Here is a 25109-nt window from a genome sequence, read left to right on the forward strand (position 1 = left end):
TCTTGGAGATGGCTAGGTGAACCTGGGAGCAAACTGTAGCAATTTGAGATGATTGGGGCGTTTGGCTAGGCACGTTGCAATAGGGCCGCCGGATTGGGAATTGAGGCAATCAGTTGCCGGGTATAGTCCCGTTCTGGCTCACGATAGACTCGGTCAGCGGCGCCAATTTCTTCGATTTTGCCTTGGTTCATGACCATGATGCGATCGCTCATAAACTTCACCACACTCAGATCATGGGAGATGAAGATATAGGTCAAGCCAAACTCATCTTGCAGTTGTCGCAAGAGATTTAAGACTTGGGCCTGTACGGAGACATCGAGGGCGGAGACGGACTCGTCACAGATAACAAACTTGGGATTGAGGGCTAGGGCCCGGGCGATACAAACCCGTTGCCGCTGTCCGCCAGAAAACTCGTGGGGATAGCGTTTGAGACAGTCGGCACCGAGTCCCACTCGTTCGAGAAGCCAAATACAGCGTTCCCGTCGTTGCCGGGGTCCACCGCCGACGTTATGAATTTTGAGGGGTTCGGCGATCGCCGCCCCAACGCTCATGCGAGGATTGAGGGAACTAAAGGGATCTTGAAAAATAGCCTGGATGTTACGGCGTAAAGCTTGCAGTTGCTTGGCATTTAGGGTTGAGATATCTTGTCCTTCAAAGATCATCCGCCCCCCTGTCGGTTGAATGAGCCGCAGCAGGGTCCGGGCTAGGGTGGTCTTACCACAGCCAGACTCTCCCACTAAGCCCAGGGTTTCACCGGGATAGACATGGAAGGAGATGCCGTTAACCGCCATGGCGTAGCGTTGGGTTTTGCCAAAGAGACCGCCCCGGATGGGATAGCCCACTTGTAGGTTCTCCACTTGCAGGAGGGGAGGCTGCCGTTGCAGATGCGCCAAGCGTTGGGCCATCTCTAGGTCGGAGATACGATTTTCGGGATTGGTCAATAAGCTCAGGGGAGACTCTTCAAGGTCATTTGAGTCAGAATTATCTGTTTCGGCAGCTTCTTGAGCCTCTGAGTTACTGCTCTCGATGGGTTTAGATTGGGGTTGCCCCTCTTCAGGTTTAGCCCCTAACTCATCCTCAGGGTGGGATGAATTAGGCTGCTCCCCTTGGCTGTTCATGAAGTCGCTCAGGGTGGGCAAACAGCGTAACCGTAGTTCCGTTTGGGGGCGACAGGCCAGGAGTCCTTGGGTGTAGGGATGTTGAGGTCGGGTGAAAATCTCCATGAGGCTGCCCGTCTCAACGATTTTTCCCTGATACATCACCGCCACATAATCGGCAATTTCAGCAATCACCCCCAGGTCATGGGTAATGAAGATCATCGACATCTGATGACGCGATCGCAACTCCCGCAACAGTTGCAGAATGGTTGCCTGAACCGTGACATCAAGGGCCGTGGTGGGTTCGTCGGCAATCAGGAGGGCGGGGTCTGAGGCGATCGCCATGGCAATGGTGATCCGTTGCAGTTGTCCCCCGGAGAATTGATGGGGATAGCGGTTGAGCAAGGTCTCTTTACGCCGTTCGACGTCTTCTAGGACTTGTCGCCGTCCGGGGGCTGCATCGGGCCCTCCCAAGGCGGCGATCGCCTCCTCCTGAAGCTGCTCCTCAGGGGGCAATAACTTCACCTCTTGCAGTCGGGCGATCGCCTGCTGTTCGGCTTCAGTTTTCGAGACTTTGCGATGGAGACGAATCGCCTCAATCAACTGATAACCAATGGTATACACCGGATTCAAGGCGGTCATCGGTTCCTGAAAGATGGTGGCGATGCGTCCTCCCCGATAGCGTCGTAGTCGTTTCTCGGGTAACTCCAAGAGATTGACGCGATCGCCCACCACCGGATCAGTAAACCAAATCTCCCCCCCAGCCACATCGCCAGGAGGACTCGGAACCAATCCCATCACCGCCAAGGAGGTGACGGACTTCCCCGAACCCGACTCCCCAACAATCCCCAGGGTTTGGCCGCGAGGAACCTGAAAACTCACCCCATCCACCGCACGAATGAGGCGATCATTGGTTTGGAAGTGAACCTGAAGATCGCGAACCTCCAGAACCGTTGGGTCTAGAGTCTGATCCGGGGACGTATCTGCGTGCATAGGGATTCCGGGATAATGAACGGTCAAGGCGTGGGGGAAACCAAGCCGATGACTTAATCAAGCAATGCCAACCTATTTAACAGCCAGCTTCCCCCCAAACTGTTTAGGATTCACCCTTTCAAGTATTGGGCACCATCGACAACACGAGCCGATTCGATGCGATCGCCCCGGCCGAGTTTCTCCAGAACATCCAGGCCATCCACCACATAGCCAAACGCCGCATAGCGACCATCGAGCAAGTTCAATCCCGCCGGGGTTAACTCCGGTTGGAACAGGAAGAAGAAGAACTGAGACGATCCACTATTCGCATCGAGATCCCGATGGGCCATTCCCAGAGTACCAAAAGCCGAAAAGGGTAGAACCGGCTGTTCCCGATAGAGGCCAATCTCTTCGAGGGTAAAGCCATAAATCGGGTCATTCTCGCTACGAACCCGAATTTCGAGGGGAATGGTGCGATACTCACCGGTCTCAGGGTCCACAAACCCATCCTCAGGCCCCGGTGGATCTCCCGCCTGTAAGACATAATTGGCTTCAGCCCGCACAAAGTCGATGCCATCATAGAAACCCCGTTGCACCAAATCGACGAAGTTTCCGGCCGTGATGGGGGCATTGTAGCCATCAACCACCATGGTTAAGTCCCCTTGACTGGTGGTCATTTCCACCGTGGCGCGGCCTTTGAGTTGGGGTAAGTCAGCATACTCTTGAGGAATCTCAAAGGGAAACTCACCCACCATCAGCGATTGCAACTCACCAAGCGTGTTGAGAATCTTGCGGCGAAGAATCCACGCCTCTTCTCGGTCTTCAACTTCGGCAACGGCTTCTAATTCACGAATCTGCTCATCAACGCGATCGAGATAGTCTTGTCCCGCCTCTCGTTGCGAAGGAACCACCGCCTCTAGGATTTCATCCCGGCGATAGGCCAAAGTTGACTTTGCCCCGCGCACATCCCGGCTCACCGCTGACCAGCGTTTACGGGCCCGAAGCTGTCGCCCAATATCCTCAATTTGCTCTTGAACCCGTCGCACCGCGTCGTTCTCGATGGGGAGAGCATATTGCAGCAGGGCTTTAGGATCGGTAATAGCATCCCCTTGGGGCATCCGACTTTGGCGATAGTTCTGGCGGTCTCCCCCAGCATCATCGCCATCCCACCAAGCGGCACTGAGTCCCAGGGAGAGGGGAAGCAGTAGGGCGACGAGGAGTGCGAGTTTCAGCCAGCGTTTCAGTACAGTCATACGTATGGGTTAAGTGACGGCTTTTATAAGAAAATTGATGATTGAAAAGAAGTTCGGCAAGCCCCAGGAGGCAGCCGTAACGCCAAACGCCATTATAGCCCAGGGGATCAACCGGGGAAAATCGGGATAGAAGTTCCTGTTGCGGTGTTCCGGTTTCCCCTGAAGAGGGCGCCCACAAGGGAACGCCCCTACGTTATTTCTCCCCTCCTGGGAGGGGCAAGGGGTGGGTTCGTCTAGAAATCGCCGCGAGTTTGTAAGGCGGTGGTAAGTTTCTCAATCACGTCAGGAATTTGCAAGGCCCCCAACTCTCCAGACGCACGAGTGCGGACGCTGAGAGAGTTGGATTCTCGTTCCTTCGCCCCGACAATGCACATGACGGGAATTTTCCCCTTCTCGGCATTGCGAATTTGTTTACCCAAGCGTTCATTACTGGTGTCGGCTTTAGCACGAATGCCAACCGCCAGCATCTGCGCTTCTACGTCTTTGGCGAAGGGTAAAAACTCCTCACTGACGGGCAACAGCCGCACCTGTTCGGGGGCTAACCAGAGGGGGAAGTCTCCGGCGTACTCTTCAATCAAAATCCCGATGAGACGCTCCAGAGAGCCAAAGGGAGCGCGGTGAATCATCACAGGACGCTGACGGGAACCATCCTCGGCTACATATTCAAGTTCAAAGCGTTCGGGGAGGTTATAGTCCACCTGCACGGTTCCCAACTGCCATTCTCGTTCCAGGGCATCTTGGAAGATAAAGTCCAGTTTGGGGCCATAGAAGGCCGCTTCTCCGGGAGCCTCGAAGTAGCTCATTCCTCGGGATTCCATGGCTTGACGGATGGCGTTTTCGGCTTTGTCCCAAGCGGCATCGGAGCCAATATATTTATCGGAGTCCGCGTCGCGGGTACTGAGGCGGGATTTGAAGTTGGTCAGCCGCAGGCTTTGGAAGACGGTTAAAATCAAGTCCACCACGCTGAGAAATTCGGCTTCGAGTTGGTCGGGGGTGACGAACAGGTGAGAGTCATCCTGGGTAAAGCCGCGCACTCGTGTTAGTCCGCCGAGTTCCCCAGACTGTTCATAACGATAGACAGTGCCAAATTCGGCGTAACGGATGGGGAGATCCCGATAGGAGCGCAACTCGTTTTTGTAGAGTTGCACATGGAAGGGGCAGTTCATGGGTTTGAGAACAAATCCCCGTTCATCGTCGAGGGTGGAGTCCTCGTCGGACATCATGGGGAACATATCGTCTTTGTAGTTCTGCCAATGACCCGAGGTTTTGAAGAGGTCCACACGGGCAATATGGGGGGTGACGACTTCTTGATAGCCCCGTTTTTGTTGTTCTTGTTTGAGGAAGTCTTGCAGAGTCGAGCGGAGAATGGTTCCTTTGGGAGTCCACATGGGTAGGCCGGGGCCCACGGTGTCGTTGAGGACGAACAGGCCAAGTTCTTTGCCCAGCTTGCGGTGATCTCGTTTGAGGGCTTCTTGTTTGCGGCGTTTGTATTCTTGGAGTTGTTCGGGGGTTTCCCAGGCGGTTCCGTAAATCCGTTGCAGTTGAGGGTTGTTGGCATCCCCACGCCAGTAGGCTCCCGCAATGCTTTCGAGGTCGATGGCTTTGGGATGGAGGTCGCCGGTGGTCTCGACGTGGGGGCCGGCGCAGAGATCCCACCATTCCTCGCCTAGGTGATAGACGGTGATGGGTTCTTCTTTAATGTCGGCGAGAATTTCGAGTTTGTAGGGTTCCTGGATGTTCTCAATCCGCGCCTGAGCTTCATCACGGCTGACCACTTCCCGCGTGACGGGGAGTTTCTTTTTGATAATCTTCACCATCTCTTTTTTGATGGCTTTGAGATCTTTCTCGGTGAAGGGTTCGGGGCGATCGAAGTCGTAGTAGAAGCCATACTCAGTCCAGGGGCCAATCGTCACTTGGGTTCCGGGGAACAGGCGCTGTACGGCCATCGCCATAACATGGGAGGCCGTGTGGCGAATCCGTTTGATGGAGTCCGACTCGCTGGTACGAGGAAGGCGAATCGGCTGTTCGGCGTGTTCGCTGACAGGAGACTGGGAAACGACCATGGACGAGTTTGAGTACGGCTAAAGAACTCTTCGATCCTAACGCAAATCTGACCCGAGCTAGTGCTGGGTTTGGCTGAGCTGGACAGGGAGGCTGAGATGGGTTGGAGGGATGGCTAGGAAAATCGCTATGATTTGGAGGTAGAGTCTATCTGGAGTGCAATGTTATGAATCCTAAGCCTGATCCGAACAGCAATCTTTCACCGCAGGAGCGCGATCGCCTACATACGGAGGGAGAACGAGCTGAAGTTGCTGAGCGTTATTTGATTTCCTCTCGGATTATCCGCATTATTTCTTATTTAGTCAGTGCTTTACTAGTATTGTTATTGCTGCGATTCTTTCTCCGACTCAGTGGTGCAAATCCAGAGAATATGTTTGCTAATTTTGTTTATAATCTGTCTGAACCCTTTTTTGCACCCTTTGATAATTTATTCATGAATCCCGACGATTTGGCGGGAGCAAACGTGTTTGATGTGAATGTGTTGGTGGCGATGGGAGCCTATGCTCTGTTAGGTTGGCTCGCTATTCGGTTGGTTTACTCGTTTTTTAGTCCTCAGTAAGCCTGGTTCATATTTTGACTCATGCCTTGATTAATTTAGGGGTTCGATTTGGGGAACCTCATGGGTTTGTGCCTGAAAATAGGGTTTGTCGTCAAAACCACTGAGTGTGGCAATCAGGGATTGGGGAAACTGATTTAAGCTGCGATTGTAGGTTTGTACCGCGTCGTTGTAGCGCATTCGCTCGACAGCAATGCGGTTTTCAGTTCCGGCAATTTCGTAACTGAGGTTTTGGAAGGCTTGGGAGGTTTGCAATTCGGGATTGCTAGCAACGTAGTCCTGGAACTGGCCAATGGCGGCTTCGACTTCGGCGATCGCCGCCTGTTTTTCGCCAATTCCTCCGGCTTGGAGATAGGCTTGGCGCGATCGCTCTAATCGCTCGATTAAGTCCTGTTCGGCGGCGGCTTGGCTTCGCGCAACTGTGACGAGGTTAGGGATGAGATCCGCTCGCCGTTGCAGTTGGTTTTCGACTTGGGCCCAGCGGCCCTCGACTTCTTGGGCACGACTGGCGAGTCCGTTATAGGCACCAATGCCCCAGATATTGGGCCCAGCGGCCCTCGACTTCTTGGGCACGACTGGCGAGTCCGTTATAGGCACCAATGCCCCAGATAGCGAGGATAACGGCAACGCCAGTGGCAATCCATTGCACGGTTTTGCGCCGCTCTTGGGCCTGTTGCTGTAGCGAGGATAACGGCAACGCCAGTGGCAATCCATTGCACGGTTTTGCGCCGCTCTTGGGCCTGTTGCTGTTGTTGGCGTTCTTGCTGTTTTTTGACCTGAACATCTCGAAGGGCCTTTTCAATAAATTCCGGTGGAATCTGAACTTCGGCTCCCGCATCTTGTAGTTCCGCTAAGGAGTAACTATTCTGAGACTCGCTATAGTAACGGGAGGCAATTTCTAAGATTTCGGGTGCGAGTTCATCTGGAATGTCAGGCTGATTTTTGCTCATTTTTCTCAATTGGTTGGCTCTAGGTCAGGGATTGATTTAATTGTTTTTAGTCTTTGTTAAGGTCTGAATAATTCCTGAATCTTAGCTTGCGAAATGTTAAGTTGCTGGCAAGGTTTTCCCAAGGGTGTCAAGATCGAGACAGGAGTTTGTTTAGGGCTTCTTTCAGTTTAACCAATGTTCTTAGGGCTTGCCAAAAGGTTCATGGCTCTGGGAGTTGGTCTGTGTTGATAGCGATGGGAGATTACGCAACTATGTGGATCTCAATCTCGATGGGTGAACTAAGGAGGCTTCGTTTGACCTTTAATCCCTTAGATTGGCGTTGCTGGAACAGGTGGCTGCGGCGATCGCAATGGGGATGGGCGATCGCGTTTACGCTGTCTTTGCTAGGATTTCCCCTAGCCAGTCGGGGATTGAGTCAGGGAGGAGCCAGCCCGGCCATGGCCCAAACAGATACTGGGGAAGCGAGATGGCTATTGGGGGCGATCGCCCTGCTGGTGTGGTTGGGGGCAGGCTATGGCTATTATCGCTCCAGGAGACGCTATGGGGAGCAGTTTAAGCTCAACCCGGAGGGGCGATCGCAGGTTCAAGGCTACTATGATCACCGAGATGATGCGGGGCTGTTTGGCTGGAGTTATGGAATCAGCGTTGGGGCAACCTTGGGGCTGTTGCTGGCGCTGTATGCGCTGTGGCAACCCTGGCTCAGGGAGGTTCTAGATCTGGGACTCATCACCGCTTTGGGGTTAATAGTCCTGTTGTCGATCGCGATCGCCTTTTTTGCCTATCGGATTCCTGAACAAGGATTACAAGCCTTCATCAAGCGAGCAACCTGGCGCTGTCGACGTTGTGATTCTCCCTTAGAGTCTGTCAGTTGCCATGAGGGGGGCGATCGCCTCGGGCGGGCCCAGCGGGTGGCCCAAGACTTAGGGAGTACCCGCATTGAACTGTGGCATTGTTCCCACTGTTTCCCCCAGGACTCCTCGCGGGTTCACCGCCGGGACTACATTTTGGATGCCATCGATTATCAGGAATGTCCCCATTGTCATGAATTAACCATGACTCGCAGCCAGACGGTGGAAGACGAGGCGACCGAATCAGCCCCGGGGATGCGTCATGTGGGCTATATCTGTCAAACCTGCGGTTATCAGGAGGAGCGAGAAGAACTGATGACAGCTAAGGGAAAACTGAGCTATGACCGTATTGATTCCTCTCATCGTCCGGCTGCCGATTTAGATCGTCATACTGGGGTTGATGGCTGGGCCGGTGGCGGCTTCGGTAGTGGCGGCGGTAGCTTTGGCGGAGGAGCCAGTGGCGGAGGAGGTGCTGGCGGCAATTCTTAGCCCTGAGAAGATAAACCAGTTTGAGGTGAAGGCCATGTGGACATTATTGATGGTTGCTCCAAGGTTGACTTTAGGAAGATTTGCTCTAGAAGCAGTACAAGGTGTCTGGCAAGGGATTAAGCGACAGCGGCGAGGTCACTCTCGGCAACGGGTGAGGAGGCTAATCTGGGGCCTACTTCTCTCGGTGGCGATGATCGGCTTTCCTTTAGTGAGTCAGGCCCTAACAGTGCAAGAGGTTCCTCATCCTCGACAGGAGTATGGCGGTTGGGTGACTGATAGGGCAGGGGTTCTCAGTGAGGAGACGGAACAGAGACTCAATCAGATGATTACGGGATTAGAAGCCCAGAATGGAACCGAAATCGCGGTGGTGACAGTTCCAAATACGTCATCTGAGGCAACTCCCAAAAATTTTGCGACGCGACTGTTTAATCATTGGGGAGTGGGAAAGGCGGATGTGGATAATGGGGTGCTATGGCTGCATTCCGTGGGCGATCGCCGCATTGAAATTGAAACCGGTTATGGGGTAGAGGGGGTACTCCCAGATGCTCAGGTGGGACGAATTATTGATGAGGTGATAATTCCCCGGTTTAAAGAAGATGATTTTGATGCGGGAACGCTGGCAGGAGTTGAGGCGTTGGTGATGGTGTTGTCGAGGGAGGAGTTCTCTTTACCCGGTGATTCGCTACAGATAGATGGCTGGATGTTGTTTGATTTTGGTCTAGGGACACTCATCTGTTGGACTGCTTAATTCGCTACAGATAGATGGCTGGATGTTGTTTGATTTTGGTCTAGGGACACTCATCTGTTGGACTGCTTGTCTGCTGGGATATAGCTCAACTCGCTGGCGGTTGCAGCAACCGCGTGAACTCGACCCCCAGGGGCGATCATCTGCTGGGATATAGCTCAACTCGCTGGCGGTTGCAGCAACCGCGTGAACTCGACCCCCAGGGGCGATCGCAGGTTCTTGGAATGAGCGCGGCGGACTGGGCCGCGTTGGGGGTAGGCTTCTGCGGCTTTAGCATCTGTCTGGGGGTATTAATTCCCCTACTGATTTTAAATTCCTCTAATGTTTTCGCCAAAATCGTGATTCTGTCATTGTTTGGGGTAATTGGGGTGACAGCAATTTTCCGAATTGGGCAATTTGTCGCTCGTTCCTGGAAAGCGAGTTTTCAGAAAACGGGACGCGATCGCTACATGGGACTGCTGGATATCCCTGTCAAGCTGTTTCAGAAGGGATTGCTCTTGTTGGTTGGCAGCACTATCTTGCTCGTCATCCCCGCATTCTTGTTCTTCGAGCGGTGGGGACATGACCTCGGATGGATTTTACTATGGTTCTTAGTCGCCGCTCTGGGGATGGGTTGGGTCGTTTATACGATCAGCCGATCTTGGATCAAGCGTAAACTCAAACCGATTTGTAAAACTTGTGGGGAGGATCTCTTGATTGTGGATGAGTCCCAGGTGACTGAAGAACTCAATCATTCCCAGAAAGTCGCTAAAGACATCGGAAGTACCACATTTACTGGCTTATGCTGTATTAACTGCTACCCTGAAGGTCACCCGTTTCATCTACGCAGCCATGTTTTTACCTGGAGGAACTTCACTGAATGTCCAAATTGCCAGGAGTTTACGGTCACTCATCAAATAAAAACACTGGTTGAACCCACTTATGAGGCCACGGGACTGAGTGAAACGACCTATGACTGTCAAGCTTGCGATTATTCTAAACAAGAAGAAAGCGTTATTCCCCGACTAACTCGTTCCACGTCGAGTGGCGGTGGAAGTGGCGGTGGTGGTGGGAGTTTTGGCGGCGGAAGTAGCGGCGGCGGTGGGAGTGGCAGAAGTTATTAGAGTCGTCAACAATTTATCGTGCTGTCTGGAATTAAAAAGGAGGGGATTATGTTTGGTTTTATCAAGGTTACTGGAAAAACAAATGTGGGGGGCGATGGACAATTTTTTAGCCAATTGTTCAGGCGAGTTATACCAATATCTGTGGCACGGTTTTTTAGAAATGGTATTATCAACCGACTTTTTCAATTCAAACAACAAGTAAAAAAGGGAGTTAGGTTGCCACGGAGAAAGACCCCAAAATTCCTAATTGTCTTTTGTGGCCTTATCTTAGGGCTGTCGTTGGTGCTGTGGCCCACGGCGAGTCAAGGCTTAACGGTGCAGGAGGTTCCCAATCCCCGAGAACAGTATGGCGGTTGGGTGATGGATGGGGCAGGTGTTCTCAGTGAGGAGACGGAACAGAGGCTTAATCAGATGATTGCGGGGTTAGAAGCCCAAAACGGAACCGAAATCGCGGTGGTGACGGTTCGCAATACGTCATCTGAGGCCACTCCCAAAGACTTTGCCACTGCCTTATTTAACCATTGGGGGATTGGCAAAGCTGAGGCAGATAATGGGGTGCTATGGCTGCATTCCGTGGACGATCGCCGTGTCGAAATTGAAACCGGCTATGGGGTTGAAGGAGCCTTGCCGGATGCTCGGGTGGGCCGGATTATCGATGAGGTGATCATCCCTAAGTTTAGAGACGAGGAGTTTGATGCAGGAACCCTAGCGGGAGTTGAGGCGTTAGTAACAATACTGTCTGAGGAGGAGTTCCAATTTCCTGGAGATACGTCTAATTCTGTCTCTGATGGTTTTTTGGATATAGATGGGTTTGGCTTTGGTATCGCGACTGTCGTCTTTTGGGGAGCCTCGGCGTTAGGCTATGGGAGTATTCGTCAGCGGTTGAAGCAACCCATTGAACTCGACCCCAAGGGGCGATCGCGGGTGATGGGGAAAAGCGATGCAAGCCTTTATGGAGGAGTCTTGTTTGGGGCAACCCTCTGTGGCTTTATGCTCTCTTTGGGGGTGTTAATTCCCCTGCTGATTTTAGATTCTTCCCGGACCTTGGCTTTCATTGCGATCGCCCTCTTATTGGTGGTGACTGGGGTGACAGCCATTGTCAAAATTGGGCAATTTATCATTCGTTCTTGGGGGGCGAGTTTTGAGGAAGAGGGGAGCGATCGCTATATGGGATTGCTTGCGATCCCTCTCAAGCTGTTGTTTGGTGGATTTGTTTTCTTGATAGGCAGCACCATCTTTATGGTCATCGCTGGAATCTTGTTGGTGGAGTTTTGGGGAGATGACCTCGGACTGGTTTTACTGGGTTCCCTCGTCGCGGCCTTGGGGATGGGTTGGGTCACTTATACTTTGACTCGACCTTGGGTTCAAGCAAAACTAAAACGGGTTTGTCAAACCTGTCAAACGCAGTTAGTTCCCGTTTCCGAGTCGAAGGTGACGGCACAACTCAATCATCACCAGAACGTCGCGCAAGACCTTGGGAGTACTAAATTTACTGGCTTACGTTGTCCTAACTGTTGCCCAGAAAAGTCCGAATTTCATCTACGCAGCTATATTCTCAAGCGGGGGGAATTCACTGAATGTCCAAATTGTGAAGAGTTTACGGTTACTCATCAGACAAAAACTGTCGTTCAACCCACTTATCGGTCCACGGGGCTACGTGAAACGACGTATCAATGTCAGGCCTGCGATTATTCTAAACAAAAACAAACGATTATTCCCCGACGCACTCGTTCAACATCGGCCGGTGTTTCCGGTGGAAGTAGTGGTGGCGGTGGTGGTGGCAGTTTTGGCGGTGGAAGTAGCGGTGGTGGTGGCGGTGGTGGTAGCTATTAGAGGTATGAACTAGGATGATGAACGGTTGATAATTGCTAATTGACAATTGAGGATTTATCGTCAAGAATAGGCCAGCCCTCATTGTGGCTTAAACATCCTTCGTTACATTTGTCCTATATAATCTGGCGACTGCTCTTAATGTTAACTATTCTAGGCTGGATTAACTGGGTTTTGACCTGTGGCGATCGCCGATTCATGAGGCTTGTATTAAGCCTAAACTCAAGCATGACCTGTCGAGTGTTATGTCGTCGAATGTTCAGGAGACATGATAAACGATGGAAGGCGATAGCCGCGATTCTTTTGGGATTCAGCCTTGTGCTGGTTCCTCAACTGAGTGCGGCGAGTCATTTGGGATTAGCCAGGGGATCTGGTTTAGGAACATTTGGATGGATCGATTTTATCGATCATGAAACAGAGATTAACCGGTTTCGTTTTTTTGACTTTGATGCTGGTTGGATTTTAGGGAGTACCGCCGCCGTTTGTTGGCTTATTTCTCTGTTAGTTTATTGGAATACCCAGGACAAATTAAAGCAACCCACTCAAATCGCTCCTCGGGGGGAATCTCGTATTCAGGCTTCGGGTAATTATGGGCGTTATTTTGAGGTCTTTGGAAAAGCTGGAATTGCGGGATTTCTTCTGTCTTTGGGAATATTTTTGCCTCTGGCTCTCCTTAATTTAAATATAGCAGTCGTTGCGATCGCTGTCAGCTTAGGACTCGGTGTGATTCAGGCAATTCGTACCAGTATTAAAGTTGTCATTAGCGCCAAAGAAAAAAGTATTGAGCAACAGGGAGCCAGCCCATCTCAGGCACTCCTAAACGGCATCTTTACATTAGTTGTCTATAGTATTATTCCATTTATATTTATCTGGATCGTCTCATTTCAATCCTTAATCCTAACTAGAATTTGGGCAAATCAAATCAACCTCGTCTTATTTTTTAGTTTCGTTGCATCCTCTGTCAACGGTTGGTGGACAGCGGTTCTGGCTGAAAGCTGGATAGACAAGAATCGGAGATTTATTTGTAACATGTGTGGAACTGAATTGGTATCCGTTGAAGGACCTCGTCTTCACGACCGTTTAAACAAAGCTCAAAGGGTCGCCAAAGACTTATCGAGTACCCAATTTAAAGGCTGGAACTGTCCAAATTGTACCCGTCATTCGTCTGAATTTCATGTGCAAAGCTGTGTTATCAATCCCTGGATGTTTGACTGCTGTCCAAATTGCCAAGAATTTACCGTAACTAAGACATTATCGACATTGGGACCATCTCTTAGTTACAATAGGAAGATTCAGCAGACGACCTATAACTGTCAAGTCTGTGGTTATTCCAAAGAGGAACATAGTATCACCAGTGAAACGAGAGACGGTTAATTGAGTTGGATGACAGCGATGAGGGGAGAGATGAGAAGCGGTGAGATGGCGAATTGGTCTTTAAGGGTGTTTGACAGTTGCTGATTCATCGGTTAGGACTTGAGAGGCGGTGTACCAGTAACCTCAGTGGATATCCCAACCGTTTAGGATTAGGAGTTATGTTTAAATGCCGAATTTCTTGGGTTGGATTGATGGGGTTTATGGAAATGACCGCCAATTCATAAGGCTTAGACTGAACCGCCACCGTCGCGTGTCGTGGCAAGGGTTCGGGAGAAATCATCAACCCTGGATGGTGATTTGCGGTGTTGTGCTGGGTTTAAGCCTAGTTCTCTTCCCTCAGCTAAGTTATGGATGGACGACGCCAGATGTGGTTTCTCAGCATCCGTCATCTCGGCGTTGGCCCGAGGAATCCACTGGGAGGATGAGTCAGAATTGGGAACAACAGGGGTTTGGGCCGCGGTGGCGGCTACAAGGCTTTGAGTCTGAGAAGAGTGAACAACGGATGGAAGAGATTGAAGACGCGATCGAATCACCCAGAACTGTGACAGATAACGCTGTACTCCTCAAGAATTTCTTGATGCTGTTCCATTCCTCCAAAGCGCCTGTTCAACTCAATCTTTTTAAGGTTGTGTTACTTGGCTGCGTGATTTTAGCATTTTGGGGACTCGCCATTTCCGGGATAAAACATCTTATTCCCCAGCTGCGGGGTCGAATTGAATTAGACCCAAATGGGCGATCACAGGTTCCGGGACCCCGCGATCGCGCTCTCTATAATTCAGCGATTCTCAAACTCGGATTTTGTACGTTCTCTCTCTCGATGGGACTCTTGACGGCAACAATTTTTATCGACCCTTATTATAATTTAGCCGGGATTATATGTCTAGCTATTTTGGCGATTCTTCTCGTCAAAGTTCTTATTTTTTGGGGTCAAACTCTTGCTAAATCAACAAGTCGTTACTGGAGAATTGCTCTGGATCGAGAGGGATTTTATCGAACTCTCAGCCTAGCGATGTTCCCGATTCGCTTACTGGTGCGAGGGATGGCTTTAGTTGTTATCAGTTTAACGATTTTGGTGATATTCATCAATTTACTATTTCTCCTGTATATGTTTTGGGGAGATCATGTGTTCCTTATGGCGGTTCTCTATGGTGTAACCTCATTAGGAATGATGTGGATTGTCTATGACCTCACCCAACATTGGATTCAGTCTAGGATTCACTTTGTTTGTCAAACCTGTCAGGCGGACTTATTACCCGTAGCCAAGGAGCAAGTTGAGGATGGATTGACTCAGCCGCAAACGGTTGCTCAACAACTTGGAAGTACCTCATTTCAAGGCTTGAATTGTCCCAATTGTACGCCAATTTTGTCTCACTTTCATTTAAGACGTTATCGCTTAGTTCGGGATAAGTTCGAAGAATGTCCAAATTGTCAGGAATTGACGGTAACCTCTACCACTGAGGTTTTGGTTCATGTTAACCGTCGCAGTCCTGGACTTCAACAGATGACCTTCCAATGTCAAGCCTGCGATTATTCCAAAAGTATTTCTGTTACTGTACCCTCAAAGTATTGGAAAGAGTATAGGGGAAATCGTTGGCGATCGCCGTTTTGAGATTCGGGTTAACCCCTTGGGATTAAAACCCACCTCGAACCAGGAAATAAGACCCCCAAACTGCACATAACAAGACCACAATAATTGACCAAACAGGATGTCCATTGGGTGGGGTTTCTCCCTGAGAACACTGCAACTGATCCACATCAATCCAAGGGCTAACCCCACGACGGAACCAACCCGTCACCACCACCTCTTGCTCGCAGGCCTCCAGAGGCCTTAGCAGTTGCGGTAAGAAGTCGCCGAGAGGACCGAAACGACTACAAACATGGAGAGGAATTTGCCAATCATCGAGTTCTAACACTAGATCCTGGCCGAGCCAGTTGGCGGTTCCCTTACGTCCCCGTAATCGTCCTGAGAGTTTCACCGGGAGACTGTCAATGGGCAAGGCTTGGGGATTGCTGAGCCATTTGTGCCAGTTGGGAGAGTCATGGAAGAGTTTGGGTTTGAGTTCGGGGAAAAAGGCATTAAATCTCAGGACAGTCCCTACGGCGAATCCCCCCATGGTTAGCCCCAAGAGGAGCCACCAGCGATCGGTATAAAGCCAACCGACATAGCGAAGTTTAAACAGGCGATCGATCCAGCCAATGAAGGCGGGGCCCAGGGCTAAGCCAATGCCGATCGCCGTGGCGAAAAAGGGCGCTCCTTGCAGGCGGAATAAACCGGGGGTGCGAAGATGAGGTTTGACTGGGGTGGCATCGGCCCAGTTGAGGAGCGGGGACACTTGCCAAAATTCGGCACAGCGGTGGAACCGATATAAGCGTTGCCCTAAGAGGGGATGGGTTTGGTTAAAATTCAGCCAGGGGGCGTAGGGACTTTTCAATTGCCAGGCCAACACCGTTTCTGGGGCATCCTGTTGTAAACGTTGCCCCGAAACTTGAGTCGGGCGATCGCCCAGGGGAGTCAGGGGTTCCCAGCTTTCGTAGAGGCTGCCAGACTCGGGATGATGGGCCCGATGTTCGCCAATGGCCAGGGCGAGGGAGAGTAAGCCTCGGGTGAGGCCGTTGGGATGGCCGCTCAGGTCTAGGGCGAGGCGATCACCGTAGTTGTGACGCAGGCGGGAGAGGGCTAACATCGGATAGCGCCAGAGTTTGAACAGGCCATAACTGAGGCTGGCGATGGCGGCGCTAAGCCAAAACCCAGCTTGATAGAGAATCGCCAGGGCTTTGTGGGCGGAGTTCGAGGCGCGATCGCTCAGCCAATCCCCCAAACGACTACTCTGGAGATAGAGGGTATAGGGCAGTTGTAACACTGCCATCCCTCCCGATAGGGCCAAAATATTCCCATGGCCAATCTGGGCCAACTCCCGAATTACCAAAGCTGCAATTTCCTCATCCCCGAGACGATTGAGGAAGCCACGACTCACCACCAGCCGGGCATAACGGGGCAGGGTTCCATAGGTAAAGATAATCGGCGCATCATTAGGAATCAGGCGTAATTCAGGGATAGCAATTTTTTGTTTGCGGCAGAGTTGACGCACGGCCTGTTTTGCTTCCGGGCTAAGTTTCCCTAATTGACTCAGGGAAAAGGGCTGACTGCCCCAATTCAGCCGTAAGACGAGATCCAACAACCAGGGGGATAGGACGGTTAATAGGAACAGGGTCAGCCAAATATGACCGTTGTAGTTGCTGAAAAATGCCTGTATGGGACGAAGTGCTCGAATTTCGATTAAAACTTCATTTATCCCCGTCATCAGCCAATGGAGGGGCAGAGAGATGCTTATAAAAAGCATTATGGCGGTCAATACCTCTAGCCCTCGCAGTCGTCCTAAGGGGGGCTGTTTGAGCGATCGCCGACCTTGGGGACGTTGAAGGGGAGAGTTTCGCCAATCTTCGATGGCCGTTCCCTCGGGGGGATGGGGAGGCTCGTGGGTTGCCGGGAGAGGGTCTGAGTCAGCTGGGGGCGAGGATGGGGAGTCTTGAATGAGCTGAAAGGCTAATTCGGGTTCACTGGACTCAGGCGGCTCAGGATTGGCGGCGTCGTCTGGGGGGTCGTTGGCGGCGGGAGGACGGTAGATTTCCCGTTGGTTGTGGGTTTGGCTCTCGGGGCTATCTTCTAGGGGAATAAATCCCAGAGCTTCCGGGGGAGGTGGTTCGGGAGAGATGGGGTTGGGGGTGAGTTGCTCTAGTTTCTGACTGGCCCAGGCTTTGATTTTGGGATGGGAATGTTGGCGAAGGTCTTGACAGAGGGCGATCGCCGTCTCGTCCTGGCCGGTTTTACGGTATAACGAGACTAAGGCTCGCTGGGCTTTGAACTGCTCTGCCCCATGACGACTCAGGCGAGCGGACTGTTGCAAGGAGGCGATCGCCGCATCAGACTCGCCCCGTTGCATTTGGGCTAGTCCTAACTGTAAAAGTTGTTTCGGTGAACGGGGGGGATAAGGAGGAATGGGAGGGGGAGTCGGAGGAGACATAGGCCACTGTCAGGAACCGCCAATCTCCTCTACGATAACGCCGTGACGGGGAAGTTGGGCAAATTTTCCAAGTTGGCCCCCTAAGATCCCCGCTGAATTTCCTGGAAAATCTCTTCTAAAATTTCCGTAGCCCCTTGGTTACGAAGTTCGTTGGCGAGTTGTTCTCCGAGCCGTTCCGCGTCGCTGGCGGGGCCTTGAAGGCTATCTTTGATGAGTTTTTGGCCATCGAGACGAGCCACCATTCCCGTTAAGGTGAGTTGGTCTCCCTCAATACTGGTATTGACGCCGATGGGAACCTGACACCCCCCTTCTAAACTGCGTAAGAAGGCCCGTTCAGCTAAGCAGCGTTGGCTGGTGGGGGTGTGGGCGATGGCTTGCAGGAGTTCCAGGATTTCCGGATCACCTTCGCGACATTCAATTCCTAATGCCCCTTGGCCGACGGCGTGGAGGGAAACATCGCTGGGGATGACTTGATGGACGCGATCGCCCATTCCCAACCGTTCCAGGCCAGCCACGGCGAGGATAATGGCATCATATTGACCTTCATCCAATTTAGCCAGGCGGGTGTTGAGGTTACCGCGAATATCTTTGAAGGTGAGGTGGGGGTAATGATGTCTCAGTTGAGCCAGACGACGGAGGGAGGAAGTCCCAATGACTGAGCCTTCGGGGAGAGTGGCCAGTTGTTTGTCTTGATGTTTTTCATGCACCACCAACGCATCGGCGGGATCTTCCCGTTCCGTGATGCAGCCGAGAATTAGCCCGTCGGGAAGGTTGGTGGGTAAGTCTTTGAGGGAATGCACCGCAAAGTCCGCGTCGCCGCTGAGCATTCGCACTTCCAGTTCCTTGGTGAATAGCCCTTTATCGCCAATTTTCGCCAGGGCCACATCGAGGATGTTGTCCCCTTGGGTACTCATGGTGTGAATGTCAAATTGATGACCCGGGTGGGATTCTTGGAGGCGATCGCGCACCCAATGGGTTTGCACGAGGGCGAGTTGGCTTTTACGGGAGGCGATGCGAATGGTGCGATCGGCGGCGGAAACGGTAGAAGTCATGGATTCGGTTTTTAACGGATTGTTCTTATACGCCCAATCTAGGATAGCGCAAGTTCTGGCTCAATCCCTGTCGAGAAGATGGGAGGATTGAGGGGGATGGGAGGCTAAAAATCGCGTTACAGTGAACTCTGGGGGGAATCAGATGCCCCCCGGGTTTTGGTCCGGCTTCTCGATACCCCCACAACTACTATGGCAACGGTTCGACTCAATCAGATTACACGACGCTTTGATGCCACGAATGCGATTGAAGATATTAGTTTTACGGTTCCCGATGGTGAGTTTTGGGTGTTAGTGGGAGCGTCCGGTTGTGGAAAATCGACGATTCTCAGAACCATTGCGGGATTGGAACAGGCGACATCGGGGGATCTGTATATTGGCGATCGCCGGGCCAATGATATCCCAGCTCGGGAGCGGGATGTGGCCATGGTGTTTCAGAATTACGCCCTCTATCCCCACATGACGGTGGCCGAGAATTTGTCCTTTGGCCTACGGATGCGGGGGGCGGACAAGAAAACCATTTGCGATCGCATTACCCATGTCGCCAATATCCTTGATATTGCTCATCTGTTGCAGCGTAAACCGAAACAGCTTTCGGGGGGACAGCAGCAACGGGTGGCCCTGGGCCGGGCGATCGCTCGTCAACCGCAAGTGTTTCTGTTAGATGAACCCCTGAGTAATTTGGATGCCCAATTACGGGATGAGATGCGATCGCAGTTGAAGGCGTTACATCAACAGTTAGGAATTACCACCATCTATGTGACTCACGATCAGACCGAGGCCATGACCTTGAGCGATCGCCTCGTGGTCTTACATGACGGACAAATTCAACAAATTGGCACCCCTTTAGATGTGTACAATAAGCCCAACAATCAAACCATTGCCAGCTTTTTAGGGAGTCCACCCATGAACCTGTTACGGGCCAGCTATGGCGGATCAGGTTTTAAGATTGGCGGCCAGGAATTACCCGCCTCTCCCCAACTGCTGCGATCGCTCGCAGCCCTCAGCCCCCAAACCTCCCCACCGACGGTCAATCTTGGGATTCGTCCTGAAGACATCCAGCTTTCCTCAGAAGCCCCCGGAAGCCTTCGGGTACGAGTCAGCATCACCGAACCCCTCGGACGAGAGACCTTAATTCGGGGAGTCCTCGACGGCCAGGAGTCTGCCAATCTCGACGATTCCCTAAACTTCTTTGTCCCCGCCAGCATTCAACCCCAACCCGGCGAGAGATTGTGGGTTACGTTTCCCCCCGAGAATCTCCTCTATTTCAACCCCATCACTGAAGACCTCATAAAGCAGGCAGTAGGCAGTAGGCAGTAGGCAAAAGAAGGCAAGAGGCAAGAGGCATAACCCACCCCTGCCCCTCCCAGGAGGGGATGGCAAGAGGCAAGAGGGGGGGGTTTTCTCTTTCTCTTCCTCTCTCCCCCTCTCTTTCTCTGTCTCCTCTGTGACTCCGTGGTTCTCTCACTGAATTGACTGACAAAAGTTTAAGGGGGCACCGTAGGAGGGTAGGAGACGTGAGTTCGGCTTAAGCCGAACTCACGTTATTGTGGGGGGTCTATGCCGCGTGATGTTAACTCTGGGCTGTTGATTAAGAACGTGGGGTTGGACGTCGCCTCCCTCAAAAACGCGAAACCCAGATCCAAGCGATCTGGGTGGAGAAGCCCGCGCCGTACCGCCTAAGCAGTCGGCGTCGGGAGTACGTCACGGATAGAAGCCGAGGGTGGGTAATCCGGCGGTTTCCTCTAGTCCTAACATGAGGTTCATCGCTTGTAGGGCCTGTCCGGCTTGTCCTTTGAGCAGATTGTCAATCACCGACATGACAATCACCCGTCCTGTGCGCGGGTCAACTTCAATGCCGATGTAATTGAGGTTAGAGCCACAGGCCCATTTTGTTTGCGGATAGACTCCTGACGGCAGCACCTTCACCCAAGGGGAAGAGCGATAGAAAGCATTATAAATCGTCGCCAGGTCTTCTCGCACCAAACCGGGGTCTCGCAGGGTCGCATAGACGGTCGCTAGAATCCCCCGCACCATGGGAACCAAGTGGGGGGTAAACTGAACCATCATCTCATGGCCGGCTAATTCACTACAGATTTGCTCAATCTCTGGGGTATGCCGGTGACGGGCCACCCCATAGGCAGAAATAGATCCACTCGCTTCGGCCAGCAGCAGGTTCGTTTTCGCCTGACGACCCCCTCCAGAAGTCCCGGATTTGGCATCAATGACCAAGCTTTCCGGTGCAATCAGCCCCTGTTTTAGGAGAGGGGCCACCGCTAAGAGGCTGGCGGTGGGATAACAGCCGGGACAGCCGACGAGACTGGCCTCCTTAATGCGATCGCGGTACAGTTCCGGGAGTCCGTAGACCGCTGAAGCCGCGATGTCTGCGTCCGTGCGATCGCCCCCATACCAAGCCTGATAGGTATCGAGATTAAAAAAGCGATAGTCAGCGGACAAATCCAGGACTTTACAGCCTTTCTCCAACAGGGCCGGGGCCATGGTCCAGGCCAAGCCATTGGGAAGCGAGAGGAACACCACCTGACAGCGTTCGGCGATGCGATCGACCTCCACGGGTTCGACCTGTTTTTTAAAGCGGTGTTCCAAGTGGGGATAAATGTCTGAAAAGGGCTTTCCAGCACTTCCCTGTCCCCCCAAATAGACAATATCGACATTTGGATGGTCTAGCAGCAAGCGCACCAGTTGCACGCCGCCATATCCTGAAGCGCCGACAATGCCCACTGATACACGCTCAAAATCTCCCATTATGCTTCTCCCAACCAGTTTCGGTTCATTAAGGTCTCACGTTAGAGCTAGTCTAGCGTTACTCTGGCCGCAACGAACGTTTTGCCAAGGAATCCTGATGATTTGGAGACAAGGGACTGTCCGCGTCTAGGTTGAGGCCAGGGAGCGAACTGAGAGGATATGACGACGGTGGCGGGTCTACGGTGTTTCGTCAAGTTCGTCGAGGAGGTCTTGCAACTCCTGTTTTTTAGCGTTGGCTGAGGTCATACTGCTGAGGCTGAAAATCGTCCCCGTGCTGGCGGTGAATGCTGATTCGGCGATTTTGTCGGTATACAGCAATCCCACGCCGAGGAGGGTCACGACATAGGAGGTGGCGATCGCACCCACCGTCACGTTATAACTCTGTTTAGACTGCCGGAGAAGTTCCCGTTGCACCTCCTGTTTGAAGTCATCGTTGCGGTTCGGTTCCTGTTGGCGAGAAAAGAGATTCATCATGGCTGTCTTTGATGTTGGGTGAACTGAAAATCGATACTCAAATCGTAGCCAGTTCGACTCTGGCAGTCGAGGGCAGATAGGTTGGGTTTTAAGAAAGCTGCTGCCCTACGAAATAGGGCAGATAGGGCAGAAAATCAAATCCCGCTGCCCTGGCTAAAAAAATGGGCGATCGGCTATAGTGTCAACATCATGACCTTGCACATTTAAACGGATTGAGATTATGGCGCGATCGCAGAACGTTCAATCAAGTGAAGCTGGCAAAAAAATATTAAAAGAAGCGTATAAAGAACAGGGATTGACTCAGCCAGAACTAGCAGGAAAGTCTAATACATCTATTGATACCATCAAAAGACTATTGGGAACTAAAGATTGTCCTAATGGTGTTGAAAGATGGTCGATTAAAAATATTTGCAAGGTTTTAGGGTTGAAGCCGACCGATATCGTCGATCCGCAAGATTGGCATGGCTGCGAACTAATACCTCAAGACTTCCAATCTTTGATTGAAGAAAAACTAAAGCGTTTCTGCGGGCGAAAGTTTGTCTTTAAAGCCTTCGGGGACTTCATTAAAAAACACCCCTGCGGCTACTTCATAGTCATTGGCGAGGCAGGAATCGGCAAAAGTGCCGTCGCCGCCAAATACGTTCAGGATCACCACGTACCCGGCTATTTCAACATTCTCGCCGAACGTCGCAACCGCGCCGAACTGTTCCTAAAAAGCCTGCGCGGACAACTGCAACAGCGTTACAACCTGCCCAACAGCGACAATGCAGACTTGCGGGAACTGCTGGCAAACGTGGCGCGGCAACTTCCTGAAGGTGAACCGCTGGTGGTGGTAGTGGACGCATTAGATGAGGTGGAACAGGAGGCCGGGGAAAACCTGCTGCACTTGCCCAAAGAACTGCCGGACAATGTCTATTTCCTGCTGACGCGGCGACCCTACAGCCTGGAAACCAAGCGGCTGACGGTCTCGGCGGGAACGGCGACGGACGAACTGGATTTAAGTGGGGACGAGTACGCGCCCCACTGTCGGCGGGATGTGGAGGAGTACCTGGGGCGCTGGTGGGACGAGGAAACGGCATTGCAACAGTGGACCCAGGGGCGACACCTGAGCCGCAAGGAGTTTGTGGAAACCCTGGCGGACAAGAGCGAGAACAACTTTATGTATCTGCGCTACGTGCTGCCGGAGATGGTCAACGGGAACTACGACAGCCTAGAATTGACGCAACTGCCCCAGGGTTTGCAGGAGTATTACCAAACCCACTGGGTGCGGATGGGGATGGAGAGGGCGGAACGGCGGATGCGGGTGATGGTGCTGTTCGTGCTGGTGGAGATTGGGGCGGCGGTTCCGGCGCAGGTGCTGGCGGACGTGCTGGATGAGGACATCCTGCACGTGCAGAAGGTATTGAATAAGGAGTGGCGGGAGTATTTGAAGCTGCAACCCGAAGATGGGGAGGACTGCTACAGCATCTATCACGCCAGTTTCCTGGATTTCTTGAATGGGAAGGTGGAACTGAAGCCGACGCGGAAGCTGTTTTGTGAGGTGAACCAGCGGATTGCTGACTATCAAGAGCGGGAGATGGAACAGTGAAGCGACTATCTGAACGACTGGCGGCAAAACCCCGTCACTTCCAGCGGCATTATTTGCAGCGTCCTGACCGCCTGATTCGTAGTGAACAGTTTGAAAAGTATTGCCAGTGCCTGTCGGACTATGAGTTTGTTGAGGCGAAAGTGCAACACCCGGAGTTTGGCGTGCAGGCGCTGATTGAGGATTACGACTGGCTCAACGATGCAGAGGTGACAGCCACACTCGACCCGGAGACAGTGCGGGCGTTGCAACTGATTCAGGGGGCGTTACGGCTGTCGGCCCATGTACTGGAACGAGATGTCACGCAACTAGCCGGACATCTGTGGGGACGGTTACTGCCCCACGACCTGCCTCATGTACATCGGCTGTTAGATACTGCTAAAGCAACACCAATATCTCCTCGGTTACGCCCCATCACCGCCAGTTTGACTCCTTCTGGTAGTGCGCTCCTGCGAACCCTCAGTGGTCACAGTGATTGGGTCAACGGGCCAGCAACGGTTAAGTCTGGAGGGTCACAGTGATTGGGTCATGTCAGTGGCGGTGACGGCGGATGGCTCCGGGGCCCTGTCTGGGTCGCGTGACGGGACGGTAAAGGTCTGGGATTTGCAGACGGGCCAGCAACGGTTAAGCCTGGAGGGTCACAGCCGTGGGGTCAACTCTGTGGCGGTGACGGCGGATGGCTCCGGGGCCCTGTCTGGGTCGGATGACGGCACGGTAAAGGTCTGGGATTTGAAGACGGGCCAGGACATTGTTTGTTTTACAGCAGATAACCCTATCTGGAGCTGCGCTTTTTCACCAGACGGCCAAACCATCGTGGCTGGAGATATGGGCGGACAAGTTCACATCCTGCGCCTGGAACTGCCGGAGGAGGCATGATGAAGACGATGCTGCCGCCACTGACGCAGTTTCGGGCTGTGCTGAGGCAACACCAAACTCGCTTCCTCCCCCGTCCCTGGCTCAACCAAACCCTCACCGACTTCTGCCAACAACACGATCGCGGCTATTTTACCCTCGTCGGCGCACCAGGTAGCGGCAAAAGTGCCTGGCTGGCCCACCTCGCCAACACCCACCCCCAAAGCTTCTACTACTGCGCCCAACTCCCCGGAACCGACGACCTCGACTTTGCCCAGCGCACTCTCTTCGAGGCATTGCAACACCTCAGCGACGGCAACCCCGAGGACAGCGACGGCCTCTCGCCGCTGCTGCAACGGGCCAGCCAAACCCTCTCACCAGGGGAACGGCTGCTGCTGCTTCTCGATGCCGTCGATGCCATCGACACCCGCCCGCAACCCCCCGGTTCTAACCGCCTCTACCTGCCCCGCTATCTGCCGCCTGGGGTGTATGTGGTGCTGTCCCGCCGTCCCGTTCCCCCCGGCCGTGCCGGCCTGCTCGTCGAAAGCCCCGCCCAAACCCTGGACTTGTCCCAGTTTGGCCAACTCTGTCGTCAGGACGTGCGCCGCTTCCTGCTGCGGGAGTTGCAGCGGGGTGAGGGGGCCATCGCGCCTTGGCTGAACCGCCACCAGATGACAGCGGAGACGGCGGCAACTTCCCTGTCGGACTACTGCAACGGCAATTTCGCTGTCGCCCACCATCTCCTCCAGGATTTGCGTCAGGGCGTCGATCTCGCCCCCGACGGCCAACTCTCCCCCCACCTCATCGCCGCCTACGGAGACCTCTGGGATGACATGGCGGCGGATGCGGAGATTGTGCAGCAGCTTCAGGGCGATGGGGCAACGGTGGAGGACATCGCTCAACGCCTCGACGCTGATGAGTTTGATGTGCAATGCGCCCTCGATCGCCTAACCCCCTATCTTCACCATCAGAATCAGGCAGATGGCAGCCACTATGGTCTATTTCACCCCAGTTTTGGGGCATTTGTGGCACAGAGAACTGGCGAGTGACCTCGGGAACGTCTGGGGCGATCGCACCATCTAAAAC

Annotated in this window: 21 protein-coding genes; 12 read left to right on the forward strand and 9 right to left on the reverse strand. The window is 52.8% G+C overall.

Annotated features, from left to right (window positions below; translation table 11 throughout):
• Positions 1-65: 65 nt before the first annotated feature.
• The 3 genes from L855_RS03600 to thrS form a co-directional block, all read right to left on the reverse strand.
• Positions 66-2090: an ABC transporter ATP-binding protein gene (locus L855_RS03600; protein WP_159784270.1), complete on the reverse strand. Its 2025-nt coding sequence runs from the start codon at positions 2088-2090 to the stop codon at positions 66-68.
• A 110-nt stretch (positions 2091-2200) separates the two neighbouring features.
• Entirely contained in the window at positions 2201-3322 is a 1122-nt protein-coding gene (locus L855_RS03605; RefSeq protein ID WP_159784273.1) for a peptidylprolyl isomerase, read from the reverse strand.
• A 233-nt stretch (positions 3323-3555) separates the two neighbouring features.
• Positions 3556-5385 (reverse strand): threonine--tRNA ligase, encoded by a 1830-nt coding sequence (gene thrS / locus L855_RS03610; RefSeq protein WP_159784276.1) that lies wholly within the window; start codon positions 5383-5385, stop codon positions 3556-3558.
• 164 nt (positions 5386-5549) lie between these two features.
• On the opposite strand from thrS, the gene L855_RS03615 reads away from it, so the two are divergent.
• Positions 5550-5942: a YggT family protein gene (locus L855_RS03615; RefSeq protein ID WP_159784279.1), complete on the forward strand. Its 393-nt coding sequence runs from the start codon at positions 5550-5552 to the stop codon at positions 5940-5942.
• A 30-nt stretch (positions 5943-5972) separates the two neighbouring features.
• On the opposite strand, the gene L855_RS21630 is transcribed toward L855_RS03615, so the two are convergent.
• Both L855_RS21630 and L855_RS21635 read right to left on the reverse strand, forming a co-directional pair.
• Positions 5973-6512 (reverse strand): LemA family protein, encoded by a 540-nt coding sequence (locus tag L855_RS21630; RefSeq protein WP_246198710.1) that lies wholly within the window; start codon positions 6510-6512, stop codon positions 5973-5975.
• Positions 6513-6526: 14 nt separating this feature from the next.
• Entirely contained in the window at positions 6527-6889 is a 363-nt protein-coding gene (locus L855_RS21635; protein ID WP_246198711.1) for a hypothetical protein, read from the reverse strand.
• A 251-nt stretch (positions 6890-7140) separates the two neighbouring features.
• Here L855_RS21635 and L855_RS03625 point away from each other — a divergent pair, with 251 nt between their 5' ends.
• The 6 genes from L855_RS03625 to L855_RS03650 all read left to right on the forward strand — a co-directional run bounded on the left by L855_RS03625 (position 7141) and on the right by L855_RS03650 (position 14887).
• Positions 7141-8226 carry a hypothetical protein gene (locus L855_RS03625; protein ID WP_219729858.1) on the forward strand — a complete coding sequence of 362 codons (1086 nt, stop codon included), beginning with the start codon at positions 7141-7143 and terminating at the stop codon, positions 8224-8226.
• Positions 8150-8974: a TPM domain-containing protein gene (locus tag L855_RS03630; protein ID WP_246198712.1), complete on the forward strand. Its 825-nt coding sequence runs from the start codon at positions 8150-8152 to the stop codon at positions 8972-8974. Before L855_RS03625 ends, L855_RS03630 begins: the two co-directional genes overlap by 77 nt.
• 113 nt (positions 8975-9087) lie before the next feature.
• Positions 9088-10074, forward strand: coding sequence for a hypothetical protein (locus L855_RS03635; protein ID WP_159784285.1), 987 nt, complete (start codon positions 9088-9090; stop codon positions 10072-10074).
• Between the two features lie 282 nt (positions 10075-10356).
• Entirely contained in the window at positions 10357-11907 is a 1551-nt protein-coding gene (locus L855_RS03640) for a TPM domain-containing protein (protein ID WP_219729859.1), read from the forward strand.
• 315 nt (positions 11908-12222) lie between these two features.
• Positions 12223-13278 (forward strand): hypothetical protein, encoded by a 1056-nt coding sequence (locus L855_RS03645; RefSeq protein WP_159784288.1) that lies wholly within the window; start codon positions 12223-12225, stop codon positions 13276-13278.
• Between the two features lie 421 nt (positions 13279-13699).
• Positions 13700-14887, forward strand: a complete 1188-nt coding sequence (locus L855_RS03650) for a hypothetical protein (RefSeq protein ID WP_159784291.1) — start codon at positions 13700-13702, stop codon at positions 14885-14887.
• A gap of 22 nt (positions 14888-14909) precedes the next feature.
• On the opposite strand, the gene L855_RS03655 is transcribed toward L855_RS03650, so the two are convergent.
• Positions 14910-17300, reverse strand: coding sequence for a M48 family metalloprotease (locus L855_RS03655; RefSeq protein WP_159784294.1), 2391 nt, complete (start codon positions 17298-17300; stop codon positions 14910-14912).
• Between the two features lie 80 nt (positions 17301-17380).
• A complete protein-coding gene (gene hemC, locus L855_RS03660; protein ID WP_159784297.1) occupies positions 17381-18352 on the reverse strand; it encodes a hydroxymethylbilane synthase in 972 nt (323 codons plus the stop codon).
• 189 nt (positions 18353-18541) lie between these two features.
• Between hemC and L855_RS03665 the strand changes: the two genes are divergently transcribed.
• Positions 18542-19669 carry an ABC transporter ATP-binding protein gene (locus L855_RS03665; RefSeq protein ID WP_159784300.1) on the forward strand — a complete coding sequence of 376 codons (1128 nt, stop codon included), beginning with the start codon at positions 18542-18544 and terminating at the stop codon, positions 19667-19669.
• 384 nt (positions 19670-20053) lie between these two features.
• Here L855_RS03665 and argC read toward each other — a convergent pair whose 3' ends face one another.
• Both argC and L855_RS03675 read right to left on the reverse strand, forming a co-directional pair.
• Positions 20054-21112, reverse strand: coding sequence for an N-acetyl-gamma-glutamyl-phosphate reductase (gene argC, locus L855_RS03670; RefSeq protein ID WP_159784303.1), 1059 nt, complete (start codon positions 21110-21112; stop codon positions 20054-20056).
• Positions 21113-21289: 177 nt separating this feature from the next.
• Complete coding sequence (locus L855_RS03675; protein ID WP_159784306.1) at positions 21290-21586, reverse strand: TRADD-N-associated membrane domain-containing protein; 297 nt, start codon at positions 21584-21586, stop codon at positions 21290-21292.
• Positions 21587-22010: 424 nt separating this feature from the next.
• Between L855_RS03675 and L855_RS22135 the strand changes: the two genes are divergently transcribed.
• From L855_RS22135 to L855_RS03695, 4 genes are read left to right on the forward strand one after another with little or no spacing between them, the layout of a single operon-like run.
• Positions 22011-23174 carry an AAA family ATPase gene (locus L855_RS22135; protein ID WP_281349475.1) on the forward strand — a complete coding sequence of 388 codons (1164 nt, stop codon included), beginning with the start codon at positions 22011-22013 and terminating at the stop codon, positions 23172-23174.
• Positions 23171-23692: a hypothetical protein gene (locus L855_RS03685; protein ID WP_159784312.1), complete on the forward strand. Its 522-nt coding sequence runs from the start codon at positions 23171-23173 to the stop codon at positions 23690-23692. Before L855_RS22135 ends, L855_RS03685 begins: the two co-directional genes overlap by 4 nt.
• Positions 23634-24047 (forward strand): WD40 repeat domain-containing protein, encoded by a 414-nt coding sequence (locus L855_RS03690; RefSeq protein ID WP_159784315.1) that lies wholly within the window; start codon positions 23634-23636, stop codon positions 24045-24047. The genes L855_RS03685 and L855_RS03690 overlap by 59 nt, the downstream gene beginning before the upstream one ends.
• The gene (locus tag L855_RS03695; protein ID WP_159784318.1) at positions 24044-25072 is read left to right on the forward strand and encodes an AAA family ATPase; all 1029 of its coding nucleotides are present in this window, start codon (positions 24044-24046) and stop codon (positions 25070-25072) included. Before L855_RS03690 ends, L855_RS03695 begins: the two co-directional genes overlap by 4 nt.
• Positions 25073-25109: the final 37 nt, after the last annotated feature.

The sequence above is a fragment of the Sodalinema gerasimenkoae IPPAS B-353 genome (assembly GCF_009846485.1).
GTDB classification, from domain to species: Bacteria; Cyanobacteriota; Cyanobacteriia; order Cyanobacteriales; family Geitlerinemataceae; genus Sodalinema; species Sodalinema gerasimenkoae.